Origin of the sequence: Paenibacillus xylanilyticus, from assembly GCF_009664365.1 — a bacterium.
GTDB classification, from domain to species: domain Bacteria; phylum Bacillota; class Bacilli; order Paenibacillales; family Paenibacillaceae; genus Paenibacillus; species Paenibacillus xylanilyticus_A.
In genome coordinates this window covers 2128019-2153957 of the sequence record NZ_CP044310.1, presented here as the reverse complement: position 1 = coordinate 2153957, position 25939 = coordinate 2128019, and the positions used below count along the sequence as shown (strand labels likewise).

General features: G+C 46.8%; 29 protein-coding genes, 1 tRNA gene and 2 pseudogenes. 9 read left to right on the top strand and 23 right to left on the bottom strand.

The window, feature by feature from the left end; translation table 11 throughout:
- The first annotated feature begins 55 nt into the window (after window positions 1-55).
- Entirely contained in the window at window positions 56-793 is a 738-nt protein-coding gene (locus F4V51_RS09835; protein WP_153977828.1) for a DsbA family oxidoreductase, read from the top strand.
- Between the two features lie 151 nt (window positions 794-944).
- Here the strand turns inward: F4V51_RS09835 and F4V51_RS09830 are convergent, their stop codons facing one another.
- The 3 genes from F4V51_RS09830 to F4V51_RS09820 all read right to left on the bottom strand — a co-directional run bounded on the left by F4V51_RS09830 (window position 945) and on the right by F4V51_RS09820 (window position 3438).
- Window positions 945-1850 carry a prenyltransferase gene (locus F4V51_RS09830; RefSeq protein ID WP_153977827.1) on the bottom strand — a complete coding sequence of 302 codons (906 nt, stop codon included), beginning with the start codon at window positions 1848-1850 and terminating at the stop codon, window positions 945-947.
- 297 nt (window positions 1851-2147) lie between these two features.
- Window positions 2148-2978, bottom strand: coding sequence for an aldo/keto reductase (locus tag F4V51_RS09825; RefSeq protein WP_095288052.1), 831 nt, complete (start codon window positions 2976-2978; stop codon window positions 2148-2150).
- A 178-nt stretch (window positions 2979-3156) separates the two neighbouring features.
- Window positions 3157-3438, bottom strand: coding sequence for a hypothetical protein (locus F4V51_RS09820; RefSeq protein WP_095358951.1), 282 nt, complete (start codon window positions 3436-3438; stop codon window positions 3157-3159).
- A 202-nt stretch (window positions 3439-3640) separates the two neighbouring features.
- Here F4V51_RS09820 and F4V51_RS09815 point away from each other — a divergent pair, with 202 nt between their 5' ends.
- On the top strand, window positions 3641-4039 hold the full coding sequence (locus F4V51_RS09815; protein WP_153977826.1) for a hypothetical protein: 399 nt from the start codon (window positions 3641-3643) through the stop codon (window positions 4037-4039).
- An 82-nt stretch (window positions 4040-4121) separates the two neighbouring features.
- Here F4V51_RS09815 and F4V51_RS09810 read toward each other — a convergent pair whose 3' ends face one another.
- From F4V51_RS09810 to F4V51_RS09765, 10 genes and pseudogenes are all read right to left on the bottom strand, one after another.
- A complete protein-coding gene (locus F4V51_RS09810; protein WP_095288055.1) occupies window positions 4122-4343 on the bottom strand; it encodes a YuzB family protein in 222 nt (73 codons plus the stop codon).
- A 21-nt stretch (window positions 4344-4364) separates the two neighbouring features.
- Complete coding sequence (locus F4V51_RS09805) at window positions 4365-4667, bottom strand: heme biosynthesis protein HemY (RefSeq protein ID WP_095288056.1); 303 nt, start codon at window positions 4665-4667, stop codon at window positions 4365-4367.
- Window positions 4668-4817: 150 nt separating this feature from the next.
- On the bottom strand, window positions 4818-5069 hold the full coding sequence (locus tag F4V51_RS09800; RefSeq protein WP_095288057.1) for a hypothetical protein: 252 nt from the start codon (window positions 5067-5069) through the stop codon (window positions 4818-4820).
- A gap of 148 nt (window positions 5070-5217) precedes the next feature.
- Window positions 5218-6450 carry a M14 family metallopeptidase gene (locus F4V51_RS09795; protein WP_153977825.1) on the bottom strand — a complete coding sequence of 411 codons (1233 nt, stop codon included), beginning with the start codon at window positions 6448-6450 and terminating at the stop codon, window positions 5218-5220.
- A 237-nt stretch (window positions 6451-6687) separates the two neighbouring features.
- The gene (gene racE, locus F4V51_RS09790; RefSeq protein WP_095288100.1) at window positions 6688-7497 is read right to left on the bottom strand and encodes a glutamate racemase; all 810 of its coding nucleotides are present in this window, start codon (window positions 7495-7497) and stop codon (window positions 6688-6690) included.
- 229 nt (window positions 7498-7726) lie between these two features.
- Window positions 7727-8122 (bottom strand): YtxH domain-containing protein, encoded by a 396-nt coding sequence (locus tag F4V51_RS09785; RefSeq protein WP_095288059.1) that lies wholly within the window; start codon window positions 8120-8122, stop codon window positions 7727-7729.
- Between the two features lie 179 nt (window positions 8123-8301).
- On the bottom strand, window positions 8302-9267 hold the full coding sequence (locus tag F4V51_RS09780; protein ID WP_162009922.1) for a DUF4261 domain-containing protein: 966 nt from the start codon (window positions 9265-9267) through the stop codon (window positions 8302-8304).
- A gap of 11 nt (window positions 9268-9278) precedes the next feature.
- Window positions 9279-9740 carry a DUF86 domain-containing protein gene (locus tag F4V51_RS09775; RefSeq protein WP_153977823.1) on the bottom strand — a complete coding sequence of 154 codons (462 nt, stop codon included), beginning with the start codon at window positions 9738-9740 and terminating at the stop codon, window positions 9279-9281.
- A gap of 175 nt (window positions 9741-9915) precedes the next feature.
- On the bottom strand, window positions 9916-10203 hold the full coding sequence (locus F4V51_RS09770) for a Dabb family protein (protein WP_153977822.1): 288 nt from the start codon (window positions 10201-10203) through the stop codon (window positions 9916-9918).
- A gap of 250 nt (window positions 10204-10453) precedes the next feature.
- A pseudogene (locus F4V51_RS09765) lies at window positions 10454-10837 on the bottom strand (holin family protein); the annotation flags it as partial.
- A gap of 447 nt (window positions 10838-11284) precedes the next feature.
- Between F4V51_RS09765 and F4V51_RS09760 the strand changes: the two are divergent.
- Window positions 11285-11881 (top strand): helix-turn-helix domain-containing protein, encoded by a 597-nt coding sequence (locus tag F4V51_RS09760; protein ID WP_095288064.1) that lies wholly within the window; start codon window positions 11285-11287, stop codon window positions 11879-11881.
- A gap of 223 nt (window positions 11882-12104) precedes the next feature.
- Here the strand turns inward: F4V51_RS09760 and F4V51_RS09755 are convergent, their stop codons facing one another.
- On the bottom strand, window positions 12105-13253 hold the full coding sequence (locus tag F4V51_RS09755; RefSeq protein ID WP_153977820.1) for a sn-glycerol-1-phosphate dehydrogenase: 1149 nt from the start codon (window positions 13251-13253) through the stop codon (window positions 12105-12107).
- 158 nt (window positions 13254-13411) lie between these two features.
- Here F4V51_RS09755 and F4V51_RS09750 point away from each other — a divergent pair, with 158 nt between their 5' ends.
- Complete coding sequence (locus F4V51_RS09750) at window positions 13412-13603, top strand: hypothetical protein (protein WP_153977819.1); 192 nt, start codon at window positions 13412-13414, stop codon at window positions 13601-13603.
- 116 nt (window positions 13604-13719) lie between these two features.
- On the opposite strand, the gene F4V51_RS09745 is transcribed toward F4V51_RS09750, so the two are convergent.
- Window positions 13720-13804, bottom strand: a tRNA-Leu gene (locus F4V51_RS09745).
- Between the two features lie 200 nt (window positions 13805-14004).
- On the opposite strand from F4V51_RS09745, the gene F4V51_RS09740 reads away from it, so the two are divergent.
- Complete coding sequence (locus F4V51_RS09740) at window positions 14005-14997, top strand: Gfo/Idh/MocA family protein (protein ID WP_153977818.1); 993 nt, start codon at window positions 14005-14007, stop codon at window positions 14995-14997.
- A 218-nt stretch (window positions 14998-15215) separates the two neighbouring features.
- The gene (locus F4V51_RS09735; RefSeq protein WP_153977817.1) at window positions 15216-15578 is read left to right on the top strand and encodes a winged helix-turn-helix transcriptional regulator; all 363 of its coding nucleotides are present in this window, start codon (window positions 15216-15218) and stop codon (window positions 15576-15578) included.
- A gap of 80 nt (window positions 15579-15658) precedes the next feature.
- Here F4V51_RS09735 and F4V51_RS09730 read toward each other — a convergent pair.
- The 5 genes and pseudogenes from F4V51_RS09730 to F4V51_RS09710 all read right to left on the bottom strand — a co-directional run bounded on the left by F4V51_RS09730 (window position 15659) and on the right by F4V51_RS09710 (window position 20418).
- A pseudogene (locus tag F4V51_RS09730) lies at window positions 15659-17043 on the bottom strand (diguanylate cyclase).
- Between the two features lie 399 nt (window positions 17044-17442).
- Entirely contained in the window at window positions 17443-18186 is a 744-nt protein-coding gene (locus tag F4V51_RS09725; RefSeq protein ID WP_236146733.1) for a spermidine synthase, read from the bottom strand.
- Window positions 18187-18417: 231 nt separating this feature from the next.
- Window positions 18418-19320: a LysR family transcriptional regulator gene (locus tag F4V51_RS09720; RefSeq protein WP_153977815.1), complete on the bottom strand. Its 903-nt coding sequence runs from the start codon at window positions 19318-19320 to the stop codon at window positions 18418-18420.
- Window positions 19321-19377: 57 nt separating this feature from the next.
- Window positions 19378-20115, bottom strand: a complete 738-nt coding sequence (locus F4V51_RS09715; protein WP_153977814.1) for an SDR family oxidoreductase — start codon at window positions 20113-20115, stop codon at window positions 19378-19380.
- Window positions 20116-20133: 18 nt separating this feature from the next.
- Window positions 20134-20418 carry an Atu4866 domain-containing protein gene (locus F4V51_RS09710; protein WP_153977813.1) on the bottom strand — a complete coding sequence of 95 codons (285 nt, stop codon included), beginning with the start codon at window positions 20416-20418 and terminating at the stop codon, window positions 20134-20136.
- Window positions 20419-20577: 159 nt separating this feature from the next.
- On the opposite strand from F4V51_RS09710, the gene F4V51_RS09705 reads away from it, so the two are divergent.
- Window positions 20578-21510, top strand: a complete 933-nt coding sequence (locus F4V51_RS09705) for an AraC family transcriptional regulator (protein WP_153977812.1) — start codon at window positions 20578-20580, stop codon at window positions 21508-21510.
- Between the two features lie 80 nt (window positions 21511-21590).
- Here the strand turns inward: F4V51_RS09705 and F4V51_RS09700 are convergent, their stop codons facing one another.
- Entirely contained in the window at window positions 21591-22025 is a 435-nt protein-coding gene (locus F4V51_RS09700; RefSeq protein ID WP_153977811.1) for a MerR family transcriptional regulator, read from the bottom strand.
- Window positions 22026-22230: 205 nt separating this feature from the next.
- On the opposite strand from F4V51_RS09700, the gene F4V51_RS09695 reads away from it, so the two are divergent.
- Window positions 22231-23112, top strand: coding sequence for an SDR family NAD(P)-dependent oxidoreductase (locus F4V51_RS09695; protein WP_153977810.1), 882 nt, complete (start codon window positions 22231-22233; stop codon window positions 23110-23112).
- A gap of 86 nt (window positions 23113-23198) precedes the next feature.
- On the opposite strand, the gene F4V51_RS09690 is transcribed toward F4V51_RS09695, so the two are convergent.
- Window positions 23199-23717: a MarR family transcriptional regulator gene (locus tag F4V51_RS09690; protein ID WP_153977809.1), complete on the bottom strand. Its 519-nt coding sequence runs from the start codon at window positions 23715-23717 to the stop codon at window positions 23199-23201.
- Window positions 23718-23853: 136 nt separating this feature from the next.
- On the bottom strand, window positions 23854-24414 hold the full coding sequence (locus F4V51_RS09685) for a nitroreductase family protein (RefSeq protein WP_153977808.1): 561 nt from the start codon (window positions 24412-24414) through the stop codon (window positions 23854-23856).
- Window positions 24415-24706: 292 nt separating this feature from the next.
- Here F4V51_RS09685 and F4V51_RS09680 point away from each other — a divergent pair, with 292 nt between their 5' ends.
- Entirely contained in the window at window positions 24707-25870 is a 1164-nt protein-coding gene (locus F4V51_RS09680) for an oxalate decarboxylase family bicupin (protein WP_153977807.1), read from the top strand.
- Window positions 25871-25939: the final 69 nt, after the last annotated feature.

The following is a 25939-nucleotide window of genomic DNA, read 5'->3' as shown; positions in this document are numbered from 1 at the left end:
AGTCGCTTTATAATTGTAACTAAAATAGTTTCATTTATATGGAGGTTTAAAAAGAATGATTATTGAAATATGGTCCGACTTTATGTGTCCTTTCTGTTATATTGGCAAACGCCGTTTGGAAAATGTATTGGCTCAGTTCCCACACCGTGATGAAGTGAAGCTGCAATTCAAAAGCTTCGAGCTGGATTCTCATGCTGAACTGAACAGCGGCAAAACGAACGCGGAATATCTGGCTGCCAAATACAATATGAGCGTGGAACAGGCAAAGGGCATGAATGCTCAAATGAATGCCAATGCCCGTACGGCCGGATTGGAATATAACATTGATGAGATGATTCCAACCAACTCGTTCTCCGCTCACCGCCTGACCCACTGGGCAGATACACAAGGCAAAATGCTTGAACTCAGCGAGCGTTTGTTCAAGGCCATTTTCATAGAAGGCAAACATGCTGGTGACACGGATGTACTGATTCAACTGGCCGAGGAAGTGGGTCTCGATCGCAGCACCGCTGCCGAGGTGTTGGCCAGCAATCAATTCGCGGAGCAGGTTCGTGCAGATCAGGCTGAAGGCGAGCAATTAGGCATTCGCGGCGTGCCATTCTTCGTATTCGACCGAAAATTCGCGGTATCAGGCGCGCAGCCGGACGACGTGTTCCGGGATGCCATTCAGAAGGCGTGGGATGAACGCTCCCCTTTCACCATGGTTGAATCCAGCACAGCTAACGCAGATGCCGGCGGTGTATGCACTGATGATGGATGCGAAGTACCGCAATCCGATAAACCATCCAAATAACAGAAAAGCAGCAGGAGCAAGGGCAAACCCTTGAACCTGCTGCTTTTTTTCAACTTAAATCCAGTTAATCCTTACGTAAAAATTCATCCATATAAAATAAATAAAAAGTCCGACCTGCCTGACGCAGACCGAACCCTATTTATAACCTCATTTAAAGCAGAAGCCCTACGCACATGATCAGACCGCAGAGCACAGACGATTGCTGGGAAGCTCCCATAAGCGGCAGATACGTCTCGGACGGATTAACTTTGCCCAGTGATTTGTAAACCTTGTACATGGGGATAACGGAAATAATCGCGACAAGACCATAAACGGGCAATGCATGGAACACCACACTTACGATCAAAAGGACATAAGCAAGGATCGTCATCAGCTTGGATAGGCGAAGCGCTCGCTCTTCCCCCCACATGACAACCAGCGTCTTCTTGCCAATTTCACGATCCGCACGCCAGTGCAGAAAATGATGGTTAAACAGCAGCATGGTGGTCAGCATGCCAACCGGCAAGGACAGCAGCAGCGGCGCAAGCGCAAACTCTCCTGTCTGTACATAGTAGGCCCCCAAAACCGGCAGGATACCAAAGGAAACAAATATCCCGATCTCACTATAGCCTTTTCCGCGATAGCCAAATTTAATTGGTGGCGCAACATAGAAATAAGCGATCAAAGCACCGATCAGTGCAATAGCCAGGATCGGCCAACCGCTGACAATCGTTAGAATGAGACCACAAGCCCCAGCCAGCACAAGGAATCCCCAGGTAATAGCCGCAAATTTCTTCTCGGTCATGGTTCCCGAAGTCAAGAACCCGGAGTGCGTCGAAATCGCGCCTTCGGTCTCCGTTGCTTGGGTATCGGTACCGTTCCGATAATCCCATAGATCGTTTACCATATTGGAAAAAATATGAGCGGAAACCGCGCCTACCAGCGTCAGCAAAAACAAAAGAAAACTAAATTCTTTCTGCATGGCGTAGGCGGAGATGGTGCCTAGTATTACTGGAACAACCATTACCGTTACGGAATACAGTCGGGTCATATTTTTAAATAAAGCCCAATTACTCATGATGTATATATGCCTCCTATGATGCTAAATCTTTAACACTTTGTGACGACGTTCACATAATATTAGATTATACACCAAATTGACATTGTTGTGATAGGAAATTTTTGTTCGTTATACCACTGAATCTTCGGTTACTTGCGTTAAAAGCTTTCCTTTATCAGAAGCCTCACTTGGGCAGCATCCTTCGAATCCAAATCGGGCAGCAAGGATGAAAGGGAGAAAAGGCCCTCTCCTTCTTGAAGAGGACCTTTTAGTTTATATCTAGGTGTATGAATCAGATATTCCTTATACCTTCACTCAATCCCAAAAGAGTTGATCCGGATGCGGCCCGGTTCTCTTATCAGAATCCAAGGCATCAATCGATCTAAGTTCATCCGGCGTTAACTCAAAATCAAAAATGTCTGCATTCTCACGAATCCGTTCGGGTGTAACGGACTTCGGTATGGTCACAATCTGATTTTGAATATCCCATCGCAAAATGATCTGTGCCGGTGTCTTTCCATATTTTTGGGCAAGGCCCTTTAACGTGGATTCATTGTTCAGCTTACCTCGCATGATCGGGCTCCAGGCTTCAAGCTGAATTCCCTGTTCCCCGCAGAAATCCTGCAGTTCCTGCTGAATCAGACCTGGATGCAGTTCCACCTGATTGACCGCAGGTACCGTTCCACCTTCATCTATGATTTCGCGCAAATGATGGATTTGGAAATTGCTCACACCAATCGCCCGTACGCTTCCTTCGCTATATAGACGTTCGAATGCTCTCCACGTCTCCTTGTACTGGTCTCTTCCCGGCCAGTGAATTAAGTATAGATCTATGACATTCAATCCCAGTGCCTTCTGACTGGCCTCAAATGCTCTGAGCGTTGAATCAAAACCCTGATCCTCATTCCAGAGCTTGGTGGTCACGAACAGCTCATTGCGGGCAATCCCACTGCTTGCTATGGCTTGTCCCACTTCTTCTTCATTCCCGTAGACAGATGCCGTATCAATACTGCGATATCCTACTTCCAATGCAGTCTCAACCGCTTGCTGCACTTCCTTACCCTTTGCTCTATATGTTCCAAATCCTAGCCAAGGCATCGTTACCCCATTATTCAGAATCGTGCAATCTGTAATATGTTTGGTCATCCTGTACCTCCCGTATGGAATTTGGCTGCTCAAGGTTTATTAACCTTCTGACAGAAATTTAAGCGTTTCCTTCTCTTCCTGTATAGCGACCGATTTCCGGGAGATTCTTGAAAAGGCAGCATGAGAATAAGAACCCGCAACGCTCTATGGCATGCGGGTTCTGTTGTGACAGGAACAGCTATTGATTCCCTTGCCCGTTCTGACTCTGGATGGAGTTCAATCTTCTCTTTTCCTCAGAGAACATCTCTTCTGCCAGCTCAACACCCTGTCCTCCGAGCGAACGTTCAGCCTGAAGCATCGCCTGCTCCGTATGCGCGAGTCGGCGCTCGGCTTGTTCAATGGTCTGCTCTGTTGGATGTGACATGGCCTGAGATACGGCAAAATGAAGTTTGTTCACTGCATTCTGCGCCTGAGATACAGTCGTATTCGCTTGCAAACTGGAATCATAACGCTTCGGCATGAGTATTCCTCCTTGGGATCATGTTCCTGTTACCCCTTTAGGATGGATGATGAGGTCCTGCCTTATTCTTCTTTTGCATAAACAATTTATGAATGTCAGGTCGTGACTCCATTTGAACCTTCATAATCCCTATGGTTGTAACCTTCTCCTAACTCACTGCGTTTATCTTATAGATGACTTTTTAGAAGAAAGAGGTGGTTGTTTGAAAAACCTGAGGATTCCGGTCATCCTGTTGACTTTGTTATTGATAACCAGTGGTTGTGCCTCTGCAACGTATGAAATAACGGGTTATACAAGTTCCTCCATTATTGCCGATATTCCAGTTCCGACGAATGCCAAATCATTAAAAGTCACGACAGATTCAGCAAACCCCAATATCAAAATAAGTGAAATGTATGAATTGAAACATATCGGAGGTGAACAAGGCCTGTATACGCCTGCTGATTATTTTCAGAAATTACACGATGAAGGGTGGGTAGAGTTGGAGGAGAACCGAATGGGACATGTTCATTTCCTCAAAAAAAACGAGACGGTAGTCGCTATCGAAATACGTGAGGATACCTTTGAAATTCATGAAATGAAAAAAGACGCTCCCCTGTAACTCTCCCTACGTGTTCTTGGAACATTGAAAATACCACCAAGTTATCTCTGTGCACAAAAAAAGAGAGGCATCAGCCTCTCTTTTACTTCACGAATTTCGCAACTTTTGCCAGTACTTCTTCTTCTGTCGGCGCACTAATGTACCGACCGTTGATAAACACAAAAGCACGCTTCGCACACGGACCACAGTACGATTTGCACCCAATCTTGATCTCCGTATCCGGAGCCATTTTCTCCAGCTTGGGTACAATCGACTTCAGTCTGATATGATTACACTTTTCGCATACGCGGATATCGTTAGCCATGAGTTCCCCTTCTTCGCGGCCTTAGTGGTCGCCGTGGTTGCCTTTGGAAGGGTTCGTGATGACAAATCCTTCTTGTGGAAGGTACAGGTAGTCAATTTTAACACCATCCAGAAGCGGTTGATCATTCTCAAGAATAACATCGATCTCTTTGTCCGTAGATACTACGGTATCGTTTTCTTTTGGCGTGTCCAGATCAAGACCGTAGTGAGCGTGGTCACCGTGAGCATGCGTGATAACTACACGAAGTTTTTTTCCTTCGTTTTCAGGCTTGTCCAGCTCCAATTTCAATACTTTGGCAGCATTACGAGTAATTTTGCAGTTCATTTCGACTTCATCTCCTATATTGTAATTGCTGGTTCCAACAATTTCAGCATTTCTAAACTCCAGCATCTATTGTAAAGAAAGTTACTCCGCTTCGCAATAACATTGATGCAAAATCAAAGGTAAACCGTATCAATTCACCTTATGACTCCTTTAGGCGCGTGAGGGCAGCACCGGATATTTACGCTCCGCACGGCTGACAAACCAGTTCATCAGCAGCAAAGTAACACCAATATCATCGATAGGCATAAATGGCATGACATCGGGTAGAACCCAATACAGTATGACCGGGATGATGAACAGCAGTTTCTCATGCAAAGGGATCTGCGGAGCCCGCAACAGGCGGGGCAGTCTCTTGAACACTTCAGTCCATCGTTTGAACGACAGCAGTCTTCTCCACTTCATGTGAACCCCTCCATATTCTTCATGAGCCAATGAAGGCACATGATCGTATTCCACTCATTACCCTTTTAAGAATGGTATGATAACCCAAAAAAGACGGGACGCTTTCACAGCGCCCGTATGTTTTATACGAAATAAGATGCTAGAAGTTTCATGACAGGACTTCGGTTCCGGTCTCCCCATCTGACAGCAGCTCAGCCAGCAGCAGACCTACCTCGACGCAGATATCATCAAACTGTTCAACAGGTAATGGGTTAACGCCAAGTCCGACTTCCACCGTGAAGCCCGGCTTCCGAAACTGTTGAATGAACCAGTCCTTGTATCCCGCATCGCTTCCACCTAATTTAACGGCTTTGTAACCCGAGGCCCGTGCCAACCTGCGCGATAACGGCGCACTCTCTCGGGGCTCTAAATCACGGTAATTCCAATAGATCTCTTGCCCCTGACTGTGCAGGGAAACGACAGCAGCGAAGTTGTGTTGTTCTGTCCACTCCGCAAGTGCCTTTGCTTCTGGCTCTGATAACGGTGCCTTGCCCGCATAATCTCGGGGACCTGGTGATGTAATGCCTCTCCGCGCTGCCTCTTCCTCCCAGTGAGCCGGAAATTGATCGTTCAGATCAACCCCTCTAATATTGGCTTTCCAATGGGTAAAATGCGGACGACCGGCATTCCATGCAAGCAGCTGCTTGGCATGTGGATGTCTATTTACAACACCCTCCTGGACGAGCTCCACTCCATCGGGATTGACCATAGGCACGACCCATAACGTCGTTTCCTGCATCCAATGCTCTGTCCTGAATTGTTGCCAAGGCACGCTGTCAGTGTATGCCCTCGCATATTCTTCAACAAAACGCATGATTACCGCACTCGTAAGCCATTCATTGGCATGAACGGACGCATTAACGTGAATATGGCGCGATCCTTCGCCAATCTTTACGTAAGGTATAGCCTTCCCCATCACGCTTGCACCGATTGTACCTGTGGAGATGAACGGATATTGCTTCTCAAGCAAAGCGACATCCCGGCTCAATTCACGGTAACCGTATTCACCCTGTAACCTGACAATAGTTTTTCCATTTGAATCCGGAATATGAATGCATCGCCCACACCAATCCTCAACGTTCGCAAACTCAGGATTGGCGTCACGCAGCTCTTTTTCATTCAGGCCAAAACGTTCTGCGATCCACCCCACGTTTTCCCCAGGCTGAACAGCATATCTGCGACCGGTTCCCGGCAGGATTCGCAGCATCTGTCCAGCAAGCAAGTAGGGCTGTGCCGCTGCCTCCGGGTTCAGGGCAGCCAGCAACGCCCTCGTCATGTGGTGCGCAGAAGCAATGCGGGATAAGGTATCCCCTGACTGAACAATAATCCACTGAAGCTCCATGGTGTCTCCTTTCCCGGCGGGAGAACGCAGTTCTCCCCGTCCTATGCTCTTATTGTGCTACCCTAATATGTATGCGAACCCGGTTGTCCGTCATGTGACATGAATCACGCGAGCCTTTTCCAAGCGCGGTTCTTCGTATAAATAAAAAACCGGAGCGCAAGGGCTCCGGAATGACTGATGAGTGCAGTGGGTTAAGCTTCAACCTCAACTCCAATATGAATGGGTATTACTGCTATGTTACGTTAATCGGGTGACCTGCCACACGACAGGTGTTTTCGAGATCTGTTCTCCCAACCACTGGCGGGTAATATTCTGGAACATGCGTGGGTCTCCCGTACAGAAAAATTGATGCACCGGTGTCTCATCCCCACTTGCCAGCTTTCGTTTATCATACAAAATCGTACTGATTTCCCTCGCCGTCTCATCTGCCGAACTGATCAATTTCACTTCCTGTCCCATGACTTCCTGGATCGTTTCCATGAGAAATGGATAGTGGGTACAACCCAAAATGAGACAGTCAATTGGCTGTTGTTTGATCTGACCCAACGACTGCTCCACCGCAAGTGTTGTTTGTTCGGAACGGAATTCACCCTGCTCTACCAGAGGCACCAATGCGGGGCAAGCCTGACTGACGACATCAATATAGGGGGATAACTGCTTAAGTGCCGAAGTATATGCACCACTTCCTATCGTTCCCACTGTACCGATCACGCCAATGCGCCCTGTTCGAGTAGCCGTAATGGCAGCACGTGCCCCGGGATGGATAACCCCAATGACAGGCACATTCACCTTCGCCCGGATATAGTCAAGGGCTGCAGCCGTGGCTGTGTTACAGGCGATAACGATAACCTTCGGATCGAACTGGATCAAGAAATCAACGATTTGTTCCGTAAATTGTTTAACTTGTTCGGACGAACGGGGTCCGTACGGTGTCCGGGCAGTATCTCCAAAATAAATGATCTTTTCCCGCGGGAGCTGACGCATCACTTCCTTGGCGACGGTCAATCCCCCTACACCGGAGTCTAATATAGCGATTGCTTGCTGCACGAACACACCGCTTCCTTCTTCATTGAATTGGTTCTGATAACGATTTGGGTTCCAGAGCTTTCTTCCTACCGTATGATTATTCCGGCAAAAAGGTACCTACATCTTACCCGATTTCATCTCAGGGTTCAAATAAAAACCCGCACGCTGCGGCTTCCACAGCATTGTCGCACACAAACAAGCAGGCTCCCCTCATTCTTCGAGGAAAGCCTGCTTATTGCCCAGCAATGCTTCAGATATTATCTTTCGAATCATCTGCAGGCAGCTTTGCAACAACGTTAATGCCAGACTCATTTTCATCTTTGTTCTCAGAAGAGTCTACAGACGAATCCGAGTCGGTAATAACAGCAGATACGCGTAATTCCTTCCCTTCAGCGCAGTTCCGCCAGGATTGGATATCCTGAATGACAACGTCTGCCGTTTCTTTTACTTTGGATACGATCTGTGAGCTTTGTTCGCCCACCTTAACGGCCAGTTCCTGACCTTTCTCGGTGACCTGACGCGCACCTTCCGAAATATCCTGACGCAGCTCACGTCCGGATTTTGGCGCCAACAGCAGCGCTGTTACAGAACCCACTACCGAACCGATCAATGCTCCCCACAACAAACTTTTGTTTGAATCCTTCACGTTGCATCTCTCCCTTTACCTTAATGAAGTACCGGATACCAAGCAACAATACATCTTGATGCTTACTGATCCGGGCGAATGCCTACTCTGTTGATGCAGTATAAGCAGCAAGGGCTTGACCTGACACTCCAGATAGCAAAAACTTTTTAAATTCCGTATTGCGCATTAGAATGTCAGCATTAATGATGCCGAGATGATTCGAGCGGCTGTGCAGCATGTGCATCTCCCGGATCAAGATCAATGACATAACGGCCAGGCGCAATCAGCGCAGCCTGATGCTCACAGCGCCAGCGTCTTCCTCCAGAAGAGCCCAGCGTCTGTCCGTCCTGCAGAACATCACCCTGATCGAATATGTAATAGGCCGCCCCAAGCAATGTCTGGGCTACCGTATCCGGATCCAGTCCCGTAAAGTGACACTGCACATCGGGAACACCGAGCGCGGACAACCCAACGGTATCCATAACCAGCTCACGCTGTTCTTCCGTTCCACCTGCCTGATACATGCGGACATTCATTGCTCCATAGAGATGCTCTTCCCGCTTCTGTGACTGAATGTAAGCCTCCGGCTCGACAAGCTTGTCACTGCCGTACCAATACATTCCCTCACAAGGCAGAACTTCCATGACTGCCTGGAGCGTATTCTGGAACAATTCCAGACGCTGTTTGCGAGACATGGCTGCAGAGAACATATCATGAAGACGGATCGAATACTGCGCTGACTTGACGGCATCTCCTGCTTCCGGCCAATGCCATGCTTGCTGCACCGCCCCAGCGAAGCGGGAACGGTCCTTGATCTCGTTCACAGGAAGCATGCAGGTCTGTGCAGGTATATTCCCTTCCTCAAATGAAACCGGATGATCCATATGATAGAAAACAAGCATGTCCAGGTTATGCTCTGAAGGTTCACTTTTCCCGATCTCCGTCGCTGCCTCATCCGTCTTATTCTGTGAGGAGCGTTGATCATTGACCTGCTTCACAGCCAGACGGACTTGTCCGGTATAACGGGTAAGTGCATTCTGCAACCGGATCCGATCTATTTTAGGTTGCTCTCGAAATAACAGCTCTACCATATAAACAGGGTGAAATCCCGAAGGAATATCATTCGCTTCTTTTTTCTCTATTTCATCTTGCCTTTCATTTGTCATGCTGGTTCCCCTCATTCCTTACTCTGTCCCTCGGTCTGACCTTGCTGAAATGGACCAAGTTCTTTTTCCACATAGATACTAACCTGCTCAGCAAACTGTTCCAGAATAGATGGTACCTCTGTGCTTAACGGGTGCAATTCTCCCCGCTCCCAGCTGAAGTAATCCTGTACCAGCGGCTTGCGCAGCGACACGAGACGCTTCAGCACCTCGTAAGTCGAAACGTCAAATACCTTCTCTTCGTGATTGATTTCAATTATGTCATCATAACTGCTGGCATCCCGCATAATGAAACCATCAATAAGATAACTTCCCACATCTGTTACAATCTCAATAGCCAGATGAAGACAGCGTTCCTGGACCAGACCAAGCATAAGACTGCCATCCCAAGCCTGCGCTGCCCGGCGGAGCCCTTCGGCTACTTCCGGCACGGCAGCAAGCCTGCGGGCAATCTGTTCTCTGTTTACGTAATACAATGCAGTCACTTCCCGTTCAGTGAATTATCGATTCCGTTTTCCTCTTCGCTTAAGCCAGAATAGCATCACCGGACAAGCGATCAAAAACACGATAAAAATATATAAAAATTCCATAACGTCTCTTAAATCGCTCATGCCCAGTCTCCTTTAACAACTGCAGAATGAAATGATTAAATTAGATCTCGTAATCCACTGCGATCGACTGTTCTCTGACCTCGTTCATGTACTTGATGACTTCCTGATGAAGCGGGTGGACCTGGTAGGCCTGCAGATCTTCCAGTGATGCAAATTCGGCTGTCAATGAAATGTCGAAAGATCTGTCAGAGCGAAGCACATCCACGCCAACTTCCAATGAGATCAGGACATCAATTTTGCCTTGCAGGTTGCGAAGAACGTTAGCAGCAGCCTCAATGGTTTCTGGAGAACGATCTTTCATTTTAAAAAGAACAATATGTTTAATCATTAAACAAGCACCTCGTTTGCATATATTAGTGGAAATGAATGAATTTTCGTGTAACCAAAATATATCATAACGTTAGTTATTGCGAAAGGATACTTGTAAACGTTCTCTAAACGATAAAAGAATGCTATGCTGAACTGTTCTTTTTTGTATTATCTTCATCCTGTGCAGGATTTGTCTCTTCTGAAGGGGGGTTCGAATCTGCTTCAGGTGCTTTTACTTGCGGCTTGGCCCACTCCCGATCCGAAAGGTCCTCCTGTTTCTTCAGCACGGCAATGGCTTGTCTGAGCTTATCAGGCAGCGGAAGACCAATCCTGGCATAGTTTTCAGTAATGGAAATTAACTCGTTAACCAAGTAGAAGTAGATGGCTCCTCCCTTGATAATGTCTGTTCCCATAAGCAGATCAATACGGTGAGCAAGAAGGATAACGGTCAGCATTAGCCCCTTGCGGGCAAGTCCCCAGAACCCGATGTTGCTATTTAACCCTGTTCCCGACCTCACCGCTGCAGCGAGACCTGTAACATAATCCACAGCCATCGCAATGACAAGCAGACTCAGCAATTCATCCCAAACGCCAAAAGCAAACGTTACGAACGCTCCGGAAATTGCAGCAAAGGTATTTACGGCTGGACTCACGTTTTCACCCCTCTCTCTGAATTGATCATTATACAAAATATGTTAGAGTTAGAGATTTTGACAGACCAATCGCCCGGTTCAAGTTGCGGATTTTATTTTCGGATTTGTGCACATCATTCCGGGATAATGATTAGTACTGCCCACATTTTTTGGTGGATTTTAGGTAATAACCCGCATCATATCAACTAAAATTAGAGAAAAGTATAAAAGTCCTATAATTAGTCTTTAAGACCTAATTTATTGGATTCCACGTTCTCTTTGATCCCTGAAATTTAGTGAAACATTGTAATCTAGGAATATACTAGGAAATGAATTGCACATACCCTAGTCCATAATTCCCTCCTTTAACATTCTCATAGGATTGAGCCCAATCCAAACCAGTGCACCTGGCACTTGAAAGTACCCCGGTTCTTATTGTAGTATTTGGTTAAAAAAATCGGAGGAAATATGCCTAATCAACCAGAACAACATTCCATCCAGGCGTGGTCTCTGATCAACCGTAAATACTTGGGAAAAGGCGTCCGTGTTAAACGATTCCGTAAACCGACACGCTGTCAAATCCGAAACCGCGTTCTTCTAGCCGTGCTGATGGCCAATGATATCAAGTTGTCCCAGCTTGCCGAAGATCTATCCATCTCATCACGCAGCGTGAGCGCGTGGGTGTATGAGGGGCGGATACCCGGCAGTACCAATTTGGACAAAGCGTGCCAATTGCTTGGCTACCCGCGTCACATCCTCTTCAATGAAGAAGTTGTACGCAAAAGCCCGGTCATTTGTCAGCCCGAGCCTTCCCGTTTCATGAAGCGTACGGTGACCCGATCTCCGGTTAGCAACCGTATTCTGACAGGCTTGTGTATGGTCCATGATTTGTCGGTGACAGATGTCAGCCACTGGATCGGGGTTCATCCCGGCACTTTCCGCAAATGGCTGCATCAGGGAACGCTGCCTTCTGCCGCGTTTCAGGAACAAGCGGAACAATTTTTCCGCATCCCGAAAACCATCCTGTTCGCAGATGTCATCCTGAAAGACCGTCGCAACAACTAAATAAGCGAACAGACAAAAGGCTCTGTTCTTCCCACAAGGGAGGACAGAGCCTTTTTAAATGAAACATACCTCTTGATACACCTTTGACGTACTTCCCCTTCACTTTTGCTCCAAGAACTTGTTCGAACTTATAATAAATAATTGTATGATTTGTACGTACAAATCAGAGCAACATACATTGCCATTCCGGATCATTTTATCCGTTGTACAGGTTGGTTTTATTTTAAACGACGTTCAAAGTTTCATTAATATATTTGAGTCCGGTATATCGCTCTCTAAGTGTGTGTGCCGTTGCAAATGCATGTTCCACCATATCCGGTGTAACCCCAAGCTGATCTGTTGTGGTCGGCCCCCCAACCTGCTCAAGCCATGCCGTAAGCTGTGACGCATCAGGTAAAGCAGCATACACATCAAAAACAGGTTCTCGGGACAGACTGGCAAGTTCCTTGTATCGCTCTGTAAGAAGCGCACAAGCTACGCCGACTTTGGCCCCATGCAGAACAGGTTTCCGGCCCGCTGCCATCAATTCCATTTCCCAACGATGAGAAATGTGATGCTCACCGCCGGATGCCGGACGGGAATGATCAATAATTAACATGGAGACACCGGAGATGATTAGCGCATCCATCAATGCGGTTATACCTTCAGCTCTTCCTTCGGCGATGGCTTGAACATTGTCGATGCAGGCCATCAGCGCTTCTTCCGTCATCCGGTAAGCAACCGGACAGAACGGCTCTCCGCCCAGATCACGCGATACAATCCAATCTGCCAGAGACGTATATTTGCCTAACATATCACCGAAGCCCGCTGCGGTCATTGCCTGGGGAGCCTGCTGGGTAATGTCAATATCCGCAAAGATCGCTTCGGGCGGAACAGCTTGAAAAGTCTGCTTGATGCCGCTTACAATGAGCGGAGCTCCTGCTGAAGTGAACCCATCAACCGATGCCGCTGTTGGGACAGACAGAAATGGCTTGTTCATTTTGGCACACACAAATCGCACCAGATCATGTATGGTCCCCGATCCCACTGCGATGATGGCCTGAGTCATTTGTTTTACACCAAGCAGTACCTGCACAATCGCAGCCTCATCGGCAATGATATCCCCCGCGCTGTTCTCCGGCATCTGGAATTCATCTGCTATGATCCCCGCATTCTGCAGGCTTTTTACCACCTCATATCCCGCCACCGGACCTGTCCGGCCATCATATACCACAGTAACCTGGTTATAGCCCTGTTCCAACAGGTACCCCGGTAATCTACGAATTGCACCATGCTCCAAAAAGACCTGCATTTGCACCAGCCGATGATCATGTCCACAGGTACACTGCTGTGCTTCTGCATTCCAAGCGGCAATGCGTTCGTTCATATTCATGTGTTCGTAACCTCCCGTTTCTAAGTTCATGCATATTTGCACTGGAAAAGCCACACAATGAGTATAGGAAAAATTTCAATGATTTTCCTGTTCACACTTTACTTCTTGTACCCGCATTTTGCAAATGTTTTGACAAACTATTTGAAGCAGGTGATCCCATGCAGCTCGGCAAAGATACAGGCCTATCTCTCGGTTTTCTTGCAGGAACGACCCTGGGCAGCGGGATTGCGTTCTTGTTCCAATTGCAGGCGTATGAAGTGGTCGGCAGCGTTTCCCTTTTCGGCATCATTGGTGCCTTGTCCGGACTATGGACAGCGATTTTCTTACGCCAGCGCCAGCGTCAACACTAACAACTGAACCAAGAGGACACATAATCAAAGCTTGTTTTTAGGCATTTCAATTCGTAGAAAAATAAAAAAAGGTTCGAGAGATTGCAAAAGCAATCTTCGAACCTTTTTCTCTTCGATGCGGTCGAGAGGACTCGAACCTCCACGGGGGGTTAGCCCACACGGACCTGAACCGTGCGCGTCTGCCAATTCCGCCACGACCGCATAATATGTATCTTCTCATCCTTGATGAAAAGCACCCGGTTAATAAATTTCTCGTTTCACCGTAATTAAGAGTATACAGGCTCTGGAAGAAGAATGCAATACTTTTTTATGATCTGAAATGGATAGGACATATGTCCTTTTATAGAAATTAAAAACCTCCTATCGTTAGCACCAGATCTTATTGAAGAAGGAGAATGGTTATGACTCAAACGAATCTTTGTTTTATCGGTGTCGGATTTCACGCAACGACCAATATCTACCCTTCTGCTGTAGAAGCAGGGGCTACCATCCAGGCCATCTCCACTCGCAGTATCGAACGTTCTCAAGCCGCTTTGCTGCGATACGGCAGCACAGGATCAGCATATGATAACGCAGCTCTCATGCTGCAAAACGAAGACTGCAGCAACGTTGTTGTAGTAGCTCAACCTCAGGATCAAACGTCTCTCGCCTTGCAATGCATCAAGGCAGGCAAGAATGTCTATGTTGACAAACCCCTTGGCTGGACTGCCAGAGAAGCTGCAGAAATTGCAGATGCGGCCGAAAAGGCTGGCGTTGTACTAATGGTAGGATTTATGAAACGCTATGCGCCTATATATATGAAATTAAAGGAACTGATTGATGGTGGTTCAATGGGTAGAACGCGTTCGTTTCAGATGAGATTTGCGGTTGACAGTACTCCCTTTTGCAAGAATGAAGAACAGTTTATGAAGCTCGCTGCCATCCACATGGTCGATCTGATGCGTTTCCTCTTCGGCGAGGTACAGCAAGTGACGGGTACCACAGTTAAGGATGGAGAACATATTAATCAGAGCATCTCCCTGAAATTTGATAACGGTATTGTGGGCAGTGCCTACTTCGCAGGCATGAGTGCATGGTCACGCGAAAGCGAAAGCGTACTGGTTACATTCGATCACGGCTTTGCTTTAGCAGAAGAAATGAATACACTTACCGTCCATCACTCTCGCACCTCGGACAGCCTTCCCTGGAAGGCTCTTGAAGAGCAGGATACGGTCTATACGCCTTCCAACTCTCCCATGTCTGGCGCATACCGCGATCTCTACCTTCGTGGATTTGTAGGCGAGATGGCGCATTTCATGTCATGCTGCCACAATTATTCGCTTCCGCATTCGAGCGGCAAGGATAATGTCGGAACGATGGCCCTGTGTGATACCATCTTGTCTTCACTCGTCTAACAACTAAATGTTGCTGTGTACCCTGAATCTTACATCAACCCGTTGTTTCGTATAACGAAACCGGGTTTTTTACTGTACATTTCACCTTTTCGTTAATCCTATATCGAGGGTTTATAATCCGAATCAGACATGGTATGCTTTGAAGAGAACATACACACATTTTAGGTACGTAGTACTTAAATTGATACTATACACATAGCTGACGGAGGTGCAGATCGATGAAAAAAATCTCAACCGAGACATGTCCCAAACCCTATGGCTGCGCCGTAGAAGTTACACTTAGCGTTATTGGAGGCAAATGGAAAGGAGCCATTCTGTATCACTTGTTTTCGGGTTCCTTGCGCTTCAATGAACTCCGAAAGTTATTTCCCGACATTACGCAGCGGATGCTCACCTTGCAATTAAGAGAATTGGAGAGCAGCGGGATTGTACACCGGGAAATCTACCCTCAAGTGCCACCCAAAGTGGAATACTCACTTACGCCATTTGGGGAAACACTCCGTCCGATCATATTCAGCATGCGGGACTGGGGAGAAACCTATACAAATGAAGTCGTCCAAGCCAAGACACAGGAAGTATAGTGAACGCAAAAAAGCTGATTCCTTCTCATAAGGGATCAGCTTTTTTATCGTGTATTTCATAGGCGATCTTCCCGGCCTGTTTATGACCTTTCTACGGTCTGAATGGTCACGGTACGATTGCGCCCTTCTTCCTTCGCTTGGTATAGGGCTGTGTCTGCGAGATGGAACAGCTCGGTCGCTGAAGATGAATGCAGCGGATATTCGGCAACCCCTGCAGATATCGTCACGGAGCGATCGATCGGCACGATACTCTCCTCAACCGTTACACGGATAAATTCGGCAATCTGATAGGCGGTTTCAGCTCCGGTATGGCGCAGCAGCACGACAAACTCCTCCCCACCGAAGCGGAACTCACATCCTGCGGCCGAACGGCCAACCTGATCAAACCTGCAATATGCTTCAGGACCTCGTCTCCAGCATGATGCCCGAACGTATCGTTAATGGATTTGAAGCGGTCAATATCCAGAACAATAATGGAGAATGGCGTCTGTTCATCAATCCATTGCTGAATGACTTCTTCAAATGTCCGGCGATTCGTCATGCCTGTGAGCACATCCGTTCTGGCATCATAGGTAAGCTGGTCCGTTTGCTTGCGAAAGTTCACCAATGCACCCAAAACCGTGCGGGTTAGCAAATCTGCCTCCCTGTTCCAATGCGGTTTCATCGTTGGCAGGTCCACTTTACCCTGATCCACCTGATTAACCAGATCGGCCAGATAGACAAACGGACTCGCCAGTTTCCGCGCTACCCGGATGACAATCAGGGTCAGGAGGAGAAACGGAACGGAAGTATACAGCAATAACATGCGAATGTGCTCATTCAACTGATCGTACACGGTCTGGGTTGGAGATACGACCACGACGCCCCAATCGGTAGCAGGCACCTTATGATACCCGGCAAGCGAATCTATGCCAGCCAGATTTTTGTACTGCTCCTTACCTGTTTGATCATTCAGCAGCTTTTGTACAATTTCATTTTTTCTGATGTCCTCACCAATTCTATTGGTATCTGGATGAAATAGAAGCGTGCCCTTGGCATCCACAATAAAAAAATATGAACCATTGCTTGTCCTCAGCTGACTTCCAAAAGAGAGGTTCAGGATATTATTCTCCTGCAGATAGATGTTACCGCCAATGGTCCCCTTAAATTGTCCAGCCGCATCGAAGATCGGTTCACTGACAAAAACATTTCTGCGTTTCGTCCTAGGGGTCAGATAGGCTTCGGAAATATAGGGCGCCTTGAGTTCCATCGCTTTTTTGGCTGCCTCTGATGAAACCTGCACCCCGACGGATAAACCCGAATACGGCGACATGCTGCGTAACACACCCTTCTCATCCACAAGGGCTACAGAGTTAAAATAATTGCTGCTGCGTTGGATCAGTTCCAGCGTCGAATCCAACTTTTTCGTATCTGAATAGTCCATCTGCGGAAAATAGTCTGCAGCATATTTCAAGCTGCTCTGCATGGACTGAAATAGCGAATCCAGTGTCTGACTCATTTGAGCTGCGCTTGAATAATTAAGAGACAAGGTATTGTCAATGAGAGACTGCTTCTGTGTTGTGTAAGACGAAATAAACATAATAGTTAAGGTCATCAGCACCGAAATGGTGACCAGCCCACTGAGCAAGGCGGGAAGGCTGATTTTTTTATAGGTTCTCGCTTTTCTTCGCCATCTGGATGCTTTGTTCTTTGCGATCATTAGTGCTTTCCCCCGGATTTTCATGAAAAGGCATATTCTCACTATTCTATACGAAAGTTGTTATGAATGTATTAATTTTGTATGAATATTTTACAGTTTCTTCAATTAAAATTGACAACTCCATGACAAGCTTTATAAATCAGGCGTCTGTCTTCTTCTCCAGGGTCAAAGCTCGTCCTCGATGATGTATCCTTCCCCAGGCTCCTGTTCAACAAACCCAGCCATAGAGCGCGATTGGAACTCAATAGGAGCATCGCTTCCCACCAGAATTCGATTCTGTATCTCATCCTGCGTTTCCGTAGGTAGTGCAAATGAACGTGTGTAATCAAACTGGTCAGCCATCGTTGCATATATCGCGTTTACAAGTCTGTCATTGCCCGCACGCCCAAATACATTCAACAGTATGCTTCCACCAGAATGCAGCTTGCTTTGAACCATCGTGAAGAAAGATCTGGAGGTAAACTGCTTCGGCGTTCCTTCTGCGGTAAATGCATCGATAATAATATAATCATATGTTCCAGACGCTTCCTGCTGCAGCAGCTCCCGGCCATCTCCCACCATGACTTCACTGCCCTTATATCCAAATAGCGTCTTGCTTAATTCAACAACTTCCTCGTCCAGCTCGGCGATCTTCACCTGGCGGTTTGACAGATAAGTCGAGAGCGTACCAATTCCATGCCCCACTACAAAAACCTTTTCGTATTCAGGCGTGTTCCGCTCCATGAGATGGACCATTGCCCTTGGGTATTCAAGCAGCATTCGTGAAGGCTCATCGAGATCCATTGCTCCCTGAACAGCCTCATTCGAAAACTCCAAAACCCGGAAATGTCCCTTTTCACCATAAAGCCTGGTTGTATCATATACGGTTAACGCATGCTGCTCACTCATATTCCGATATAAAACTCTCACGAGCTGTACTCCTCTCACGTTCCATCCATTACATGCAAATAAACTATTTTTCATTATAACAATTCTGTATCGCCGTACTCCATAAAAATGAGAAAAAAACCGTTCACGGTTACCCGGAAACGGTTTGGAATGGCTTGAGATAAACCCACAAATTTTTTAATAGTGACCAACCCGAATGCGGGATTGGGCAGGTTCGCACATTTTCAGGAAAATCCCAACTTGTCCGTACAGTCATGACCCTATGGCCTCATGCAAAGCTTTGACATATTCCACGCCCAGATTGGAAAGAGAGGTGCTTTTGTGGCTGATCCAGCCCACGTTGATCGATTCCTCGCACTCCAGCGGAACAGGAATGATCTCATTTCCGTTCAAATCAGCGCTGAGAACACCTGTTGAAATGGTATACCCATTCAGACCAATCAGTAGGTTAAACAAGGTTGCCCGGTCGTTGACCTGGATGCTCTTGGGATGGGATAACGTACTCAGAATCTCTTCGGAAAAATGAAAAGAGTTGTACTCCCCTTGGTCAAATGACAGGTAAGGATAGTCCTTCAGCTGCTCAATCGCCACGGATGCTTGCTTCGCCAGAGGGTTTTTCACGCTGATGAAGATGTGCGGTTTGGCTACAAAAAGGCTTGTGAACACCAGTCCGGCATCCTTTAACAACTTGTTAATCACCTTCGCATTGAACTCGTTCAAATACAGAATCCCTATTTCACTTCGCAGGCTCTTAACATCCTGGATAATTTCATATGTCTTCGTTTCCCGCAGGGCCAGCTCATATTCATCTTGACCATACTGCTGTACCAGACGTACAAAGGCATTCACGGCAAACGCGTAATGCTGGGTGGATACCGAGAAATGCTGTGGAGAAGGCTTGGCATTCAAATATCGATTCTCCAGCAATTCTGCCTGCTCCACGACCTGCCGGGCATAACTCAGAAATTCCACGCCTTCTTTGGACAGCGAGATTCCCTTGTTTGTACGTTCAAAAATGGTAATGCGCATCTCTTGTTCCAAGTCACGAATCGCGTTCGAAAGGCTCGGCTGGGAAATAAATAGCCGTTTGGCCGCTTCATTCATGGAGCCACGCGTGGCAACTTCAATCACATATTTTAATTGCTGCAGAGTCAACGTGTTATTCCTCTTTTCGTATAGTTGGTTCTATTATATACCAAAAGAGTATTCGCCTTAAACGAGAGTTGCTGTTGGTCTGACGACAATTTCGTTGACATCCACCTCAGCAGGTTGGCTAATGGCATACAAGATGCTCTGGGCAATGGCCGATGCTGGGATGGACACACGCCGATAATCCTTCATGAACTCGCGCGCTCCGACATCCGTGATCGTGTCGGCAAGCTCCGATTCGGTTACCCCTGGAGAAACAAGTGTTACCCGAATATCTCCACCCACTTCCAGACGTAAACCCTCCGTGATCGCACGGACTGCATATTTGGTCGCACAATAGACGGATGCTGTCGGTGTTACGGCATAGGCACCAATGGAAGCGATGTTGATAAATTGGCCAGCACCCTGCTTTCTCATGACAGGTAACCCAGCGGCAATCCCGTGTAAAACTCCACGAATATTGACATCAATCATTCGATTCCATTCATCCACTTTTAAGGCTTCAAGAGGAGACAAAGGCATCAAACCTGCATTGTTGACAACGACATCCAGACGACCGTAGCGGGTAAGCGCCAGGTCCACAATGCTCTGCATTTCTTCCAGCTGGGTGACATCAAGTGCCTGAACCTCCACGGAGCCTCCCTCAGAACGAATGGAAGATGCAAGTGCCTGCAAACGCTCGACGCGTCTAGCCCCAATAACCACGTGAGCCCCTTGCTGTGCCAGCAATCGAGCCGTTGCTTCTCCAATTCCGCTGCTAGCCCCTGTAACGACAACGACTTTTCCTTTTACATCAAACATGTGAAATCCTCTCCTTTATTATTGGTTATTGATGTTTGTTTCTCTGTACAAAACCATGCCTGCGTGATATAAGATACCTTCTACAAAGTCTCCATCCGCTGTAAAACCCGTATCATCCACATATTCAATATGATTTCCTTCCACGACATAACGTCCTTGATACGCACTTTCCCTTTGACCTCTGGCTTCATCATATCGACCATTCGAGAGCAGTTCATGCCGGATATAACCATCCTTTGTCACCCACATACCAACATAAGGGTGTGCATGCTCCTCTCTGTTACGTGATGGATTGTATTCCATTTCCCAACCTCCTTGCTGTTTTTCAAAAGCTCAATTGCATATCCTTATTATGGAGGAGATCATCGCTCACCAGATAGAAGATTCCCCCAACAATCTTGCCTATTCCTCCAGAACATTCTAGAATAAAATAAACCGATTCGAATAAAGGAGGATGAAACCATGGTTTCATCACTACATATGGATAACGATGTCACTCGTCAGATGCAGGAAATGGCTCAACTTATCGGGCGTTTTACCCCAAATGACGGAATTCATGCTACGGCTATCCCTTCGCTTTCTTTGATTCGTGCTTCGGAAATATCGCAGCCCATCTATTCTGTTCATCAACCTGCTCTCTGCATTGTCGCTCAAGGATCCAAGTTAGTCGTACTCGGACGAGAGAGTTACACCTACGACCGGACACAATATCTAGTCGCATCAGTAAACTTGCCTATTTCAGGACAGGTGGTTCAAGCTACTGCAGAGGAGCCCTATCTATGTGTGCGACTTGATTTTGACTCTAACCAGATTTTTGACCTGATACAGAGTCCAGCTGCGATGCAATCCAAACCGGACAACTCAACCCAGCGTGGGTTATTTGTCAGTTCTACCAAGGTCCCGCTGCTTGAAGCCATCATCCGACTGGTTCGATTGCTCGACACACCTGAAGATATTCCTATACTCGCTCCCTTGTTTATTCGTGAAATCTTATATCGAATTATTCAGGATGAACATGGACACTCGATCAAACAATTTGCTGTTCAAAACAGCCACGCCCAGCACATCGCCAAGGTGATCGAAGTCATCCAATCCGAATATGACAAACCGCTGCGCGTGGATCAGCTTGCCGCCATGGTTAATATGAGTTCCTCCTCACTTCACTACCATTTCAAAGCCATCACTGCCATGAGCCCCATACAATTTCAAAAACAAATCCGGCTGCAGGAAGCCAGAAATATGCTCATTGCCGGTTCAACGGATGCTGCCGATGCCGCATTTCAGGTTGGATACGAGAGCCCTTCCCAATTCAGCAGGGAATATGCGCGAATGTATGGCCTGCCACCAAAAAGCGATATCCAACGTCTTCGTCATACACTTCAAATGGAGTATTAATCGCAATCAAAAAGAACCCACGTCTAAATGACGTGGGTTCTCGGGTTTAATGAAAATATTATAATGTTGGATGGTGCCCATCAGGAAAACATGTTCCTTTTTTCAAAAGCCGACATCTGATTCTCTCCGGTTATAGGACACTCGTCAGGAAACAAGCTCCGCTTATTCAGCTTCTCATCGATAAAATCAACGACCTGCTGCAGCGAGGCAATCTGCGCTTCTATTTTCGTTCGATGGCTCACCAGCATCTCACGTTCTTCCGGGAATTCATCCAGATTCGAATCCATCGACATGTGCAGGTAAGGCTTCATATCCTCCAGAGACATACCTGTCTTTTTCAGACAAGAAATGAGTTTCATGGTTTGAATATCCTCTTGACGGTATACACGGTGCCTGTTCGCCTTCCGATCTGCCCGCGGCAGAAGCTGAATCTTCTCGTAATATCGAATGGTATCTTCCGATAACCCTGCCTTCTCCGCTGTTTCCTTAATGGAATATCGTGCCTCATTACTCATCCGCCTCAGCCTCCTTAGCCCTCATACCTTCATCTTATAACTTGGAGTCAGCTCCAAGTCAAGCTGGATTTCATTCCTACAACCAATCAACATGAACGTTCAAAATTCATTTGATCCAACTGCTTGACTTGGAGTCGACTCCAAATTATAGAATGAGCGCATCAAACAGATTCGTTCTGTAATTCCCAACATACTGGAGGTAACTATGAATAAACCAAATAAACTACACACCGCGCTGATTACGGGATCAAGCTCAGGAATTGGCCTCGAGCTGACCCGTTCGTTATTGGCTGAAGGATGGCAGGTCATCGGCCTCAACCGTTCACCTTTTCCGGCAGAGCAAGACGATATTCAACGTGCATTACGTTCAGGGCAGCTTCATTGGGTTCAGGCTAACCTGACCAACTACGAAAGTCTGAAAATTGCGCTCGATCAGATTAAACTCCAATTCGATACGATTGATGTCCTGTTTAATAACGCAGGGGGCAGTGCGGCAGAGCTTCGTTTTTCTGACCAAGGGCATGAAATGCACTTTGAACTTCAAACCATCGTTCCTTATATCATTTATATGGAGTTATATGACCTTATACGCAGGAGCACCTTCAAGACCGTTGTTAATACTTCAACAAGTGCATTCAGTATGGTCCGACAGTTCAACCTGGACATTTTGGAACGCCCAACTGAATTCAAGAAGCTGTTTGGTCCATATGCCACCTCGAAGCTTGGCCTCTCCTTATGGACACGCGAGTCGGCTGAGGCGGCGAAGTCCGATGGCATTCGTCTTCTGAGCGTAGATCCTGGAGGTAACAATACTTTACGCGGCAGCAAAAAATCCGGTTTGCCCTTTTACATCAAGCCTGTCATGAAACTGTTCTTCCCTCCTCCAAGTCACGGTGCTTCGTTACTGTATAAAGCTGCATTCTCACAGACCAATCACGAATCTGGTACGTTCCTGATTAAAAACAAACCGACTGAACTTCGTTTTAAAGAGCAAGGTCCCTTCATTTTGAAGCGGGTACATGAAATTTATGAGCAAGAGTTTCTATGTTCCATCCCTGCAGGAAGTGGAAATCAAAAAAGCGAGTAACAACTGGAAAGATTGTATTTTGGCAAGTAACATTCTCCCCGTGTCACCACGGGGTTCTCTCCATTCCCGTTTTGTTCCCTGTCAAATCACTCTTCCTCCAGGCCATCCATTAAACTTAGAGTATCCAACTGCTCATAGAAACGAGTCAAATCCAGCACAAATCTCTTTAAAAATTCAAGCTCTATTTTGTTATATTCGCCCAGAAAACGAAGGAATTGATTTTCAACCTTTTCGTGCAGATCGGCATGAACGTGAAACAGCTTTTTGCCTGGTGAGGTTAACCGGAAATAAATTTCCTTTTTGTTGTCATTTAACTGTGTTTTTCGAAGCCATCCTTGCTTCAGCAGTTTATGGGCTACTTTGGAGGTGTTCCCCTTGCTGAGCTCCATTCGTTCAGCTATGGAAGTCAGATTAATGGGTTCGTGTTCCCCAATACACGCAATCACATGCACATCTGTCATGTTCATAGCTGCGTCTGCTGACAGAGTCTTGCGAATAATATTCATGAAAAATAGATTTTCCTGATCATCCTTTTGTTCTTTTTGATGCAAAAGTTTAATAAACAATCCATAGATGTAACGCAGATCCGTCTGTTCCTGATCCATAGTTCCCCAACCTTTTCTAGTCTCGGTCTATTAGGCAAGCTAGGCCTGAATAACATGTATTATACACCGAAGTTTGTTTCAATAGAAACAATATAATCAAAATTAATTTGATATATAGTAAACTCCTGTTCCGGGACTACAGCAGGGTTAGCTTTTGCTCAGCAGAAGTGCGCGACTTGGGTTTCGGTGTTTTGTCGAAGTACCCCATATGCAGCACACCGACTATTCGCTCATCAGACTTCACGCTCAAACCCTCGCAAAAAATGGGAGAATGAATGTATTCCATTGTGGACCAAATCATACCTAGGCCCTGTTCCCAGGCAAGCAGTTGAAAATTCTGAATAACGCAGCTTACAGCCGCATAATCTTCTTCCTGCTTATGGTGATCCTTTTCATTCTTCATTACCACAATAAGGTGCGCAGGCATGCGGCTGAACTTATTTTTCAGCGCCTGCTGCAGTTTGCCGGGCATCAACTTCATCAATTTCATGTTTTGCACCGATTCCAGCATCAGACTGGCCACTTGTTCTTTTGCTTCTGCACGCTCAGCGAGAATAAAACGCCATGGTTCTCGCATGCCATGATTCGGTGCCCAGACCGCATCATTAAGCAGTTCAACAATTAAGTCCGTGGGCACCGGTTGAGCATTAAAGCTGCGGATACTTCGTCGAGAGCGAATCGTATCGGCTATAGTCATATGAACTTCCTCATTTCCGAATAAGTATGTAAAACGCTTGTTTATATTTTGTTTCATATGAAACAATATCAGGGTACTATGAAAAGTGATGAACGTCAATCCTTAAGTTTCAAGCCAACAAACGAGCACAGGCCAGAAGCATCCTCCTTCATGTCTTAGGACTCTGCGGAACATACAAACCATGGATCCCTTCTATTCCCCCTGTCTTTCATAATATCCAGGCCCTGCTTCATACATGTATGAATGACGACCAGGTCTGCATCAGCATGATCTGAACTGGAGGGATAAGCGAATGACAAAAGGATCACAACCTAACGGTAAACCAACCTTTGTTCCACAACCAATCCGAAGAGACGGGGCAGGCGGGCCTGATTTGGGTCCACGCGATGTCATGAGAGACCTTGAAAATCCGGATATGCTGGTTCCACCTGCAACGGATGCAGGGCTGCTCCCCAATCTGAAAATGTCCTTTTCCGATACACATATGCAGTTAAACCATGGCGGATGGTCACGCGAGATTACCGTACGCGATCTGCCCATAGCCACGACTCTGGCTGGGGTCAACATGAGTTTAACTCCAGGCGGCGTACGGGAACTCCACTGGCACCAGCAATCCGAGTGGGCTTATATGATCTGGGGAACGGCAAGAATCACATCTGTGGATCAGGAGGGCCGAAATTTTATCGCTGATGTCGGACCAGGAGATCTATGGTTCTTTCCCAAAGGTCTGCCCCATTCCATTCAAGGACTGGAAGAGGGCTGTGAGTTTTTGCTTGTTTTTGATGACGGCTCCTTCTCCGATCTCAACACGTTATCCATTTCAGACTGGTTCGCGCACACCCCTGCAGAGGTATTGTCTGTCAATTTCGGAGTACCCGAATCTGCATTTCAGTCCAGGCCGACAGATCAGGTTTATATTTTTCAGGATCAGGTTCCAGGTTCACTCGCGAGTCAGGAGATTCCTTCACCTTATGGTACAGTCCCCTTTTCATTCAAACATCGCCTGCTCGCTCAGGAGCCCCTTATAACGCCTGGAGGAAGTGTACGCATCGTGGATTCCACCAACTTCCCTATCTCCACAACCGTCGCTGCTGCACTGGTCGAGATTAAGCCTGGTGGCATGCGTGAATTACACTGGCATCCGAATGCGGATGAATGGCAGTATTACCTTACGGGACAAGGAAGAATGACGGTGTTCGGCGGCAATGGTACAGCACGCACATTCAACTACAGAGCCGGAGATGTAGGGTATGTTCCTGTGGCCATGGGACACTATGTTCAAAACACGGGCAGCGATACCTTATGGTTTTTGGAAATCTTCCGAAGTGACCGTTTTGAAGATATCTCATTAAACCAATGGATGGCACTTACACCTCGTGAACTTGTCCGCGACAATCTGAACGCGCCAACGGAGCTGCTTGATGCCCTGCGCAAAGTGAAATGGCCTGTCGTTTAATTTCATATGTACCTCTATCAAATGGTCCCAAACGGGGTAATTCTCAGAGAACTACTATACGATAGGAGG

Excerpts from the sequence above, each read along its gene's own strand:
- F4V51_RS09755 (WP_153977820.1), bottom strand. The coding sequence starts at position 13,253 with ATGAATATGAACGAACGCATTGCCGCTTGGAATGCAGAAGCACAGCAG.
- F4V51_RS09825 (WP_095288052.1), bottom strand. The coding sequence starts at position 2,978 with ATGACCAAACATATTACAGATTGCACGATTCTGAATAATGGGGTAACG.
- F4V51_RS09695 (WP_153977810.1), top strand. The coding sequence starts at position 22,231 with ATGAATAAACCAAATAAACTACACACCGCGCTGATTACGGGATCAAGC.
- F4V51_RS09710 (WP_153977813.1), bottom strand. The coding sequence starts at position 20,418 with ATGGAATACAATCCATCACGTAACAGAGAGGAGCATGCACACCCTTAT.
- F4V51_RS09680 (WP_153977807.1), top strand. The coding sequence starts at position 24,707 with ATGACAAAAGGATCACAACCTAACGGTAAACCAACCTTTGTTCCACAA.
- F4V51_RS09700 (WP_153977811.1), bottom strand. The coding sequence starts at position 22,025 with ATGAGTAATGAGGCACGATATTCCATTAAGGAAACAGCGGAGAAGGCA.
- F4V51_RS09715 (WP_153977814.1), bottom strand. The coding sequence starts at position 20,115 with ATGTTTGATGTAAAAGGAAAAGTCGTTGTCGTTACAGGGGCTAGCAGC.
- F4V51_RS09705 (WP_153977812.1), top strand. The coding sequence starts at position 20,578 with ATGGTTTCATCACTACATATGGATAACGATGTCACTCGTCAGATGCAG.
- F4V51_RS09810 (WP_095288055.1), bottom strand. The coding sequence starts at position 4,343 with ATGGCTAACGATATCCGCGTATGCGAAAAGTGTAATCATATCAGACTG.
- F4V51_RS09770 (WP_153977822.1), bottom strand. The coding sequence starts at position 10,203 with ATGATTAAACATATTGTTCTTTTTAAAATGAAAGATCGTTCTCCAGAA.
- F4V51_RS09830 (WP_153977827.1), bottom strand. The coding sequence starts at position 1,850 with ATGAGTAATTGGGCTTTATTTAAAAATATGACCCGACTGTATTCCGTA.
- F4V51_RS09685 (WP_153977808.1), bottom strand. The coding sequence starts at position 24,414 with ATGACTATAGCCGATACGATTCGCTCTCGACGAAGTATCCGCAGCTTT.
- F4V51_RS09740 (WP_153977818.1), top strand. The coding sequence starts at position 14,005 with ATGACTCAAACGAATCTTTGTTTTATCGGTGTCGGATTTCACGCAACG.
- F4V51_RS09820 (WP_095358951.1), bottom strand. The coding sequence starts at position 3,438 with ATGCCGAAGCGTTATGATTCCAGTTTGCAAGCGAATACGACTGTATCT.
- F4V51_RS09690 (WP_153977809.1), bottom strand. The coding sequence starts at position 23,717 with ATGGATCAGGAACAGACGGATCTGCGTTACATCTATGGATTGTTTATT.
- F4V51_RS09735 (WP_153977817.1), top strand. The coding sequence starts at position 15,216 with ATGAAAAAAATCTCAACCGAGACATGTCCCAAACCCTATGGCTGCGCC.
- F4V51_RS09750 (WP_153977819.1), top strand. The coding sequence starts at position 13,412 with ATGCAGCTCGGCAAAGATACAGGCCTATCTCTCGGTTTTCTTGCAGGA.
- F4V51_RS09835 (WP_153977828.1), top strand. The coding sequence starts at position 56 with ATGATTATTGAAATATGGTCCGACTTTATGTGTCCTTTCTGTTATATT.
- F4V51_RS09780 (WP_162009922.1), bottom strand. The coding sequence starts at position 9,267 with ATGACAAATGAAAGGCAAGATGAAATAGAGAAAAAAGAAGCGAATGAT.
- F4V51_RS09805 (WP_095288056.1), bottom strand. The coding sequence starts at position 4,667 with ATGAACTGCAAAATTACTCGTAATGCTGCCAAAGTATTGAAATTGGAG.
- F4V51_RS09800 (WP_095288057.1), bottom strand. The coding sequence starts at position 5,069 with ATGAAGTGGAGAAGACTGCTGTCGTTCAAACGATGGACTGAAGTGTTC.
- F4V51_RS09760 (WP_095288064.1), top strand. The coding sequence starts at position 11,285 with ATGCCTAATCAACCAGAACAACATTCCATCCAGGCGTGGTCTCTGATC.
- F4V51_RS09795 (WP_153977825.1), bottom strand. The coding sequence starts at position 6,450 with ATGGAGCTTCAGTGGATTATTGTTCAGTCAGGGGATACCTTATCCCGC.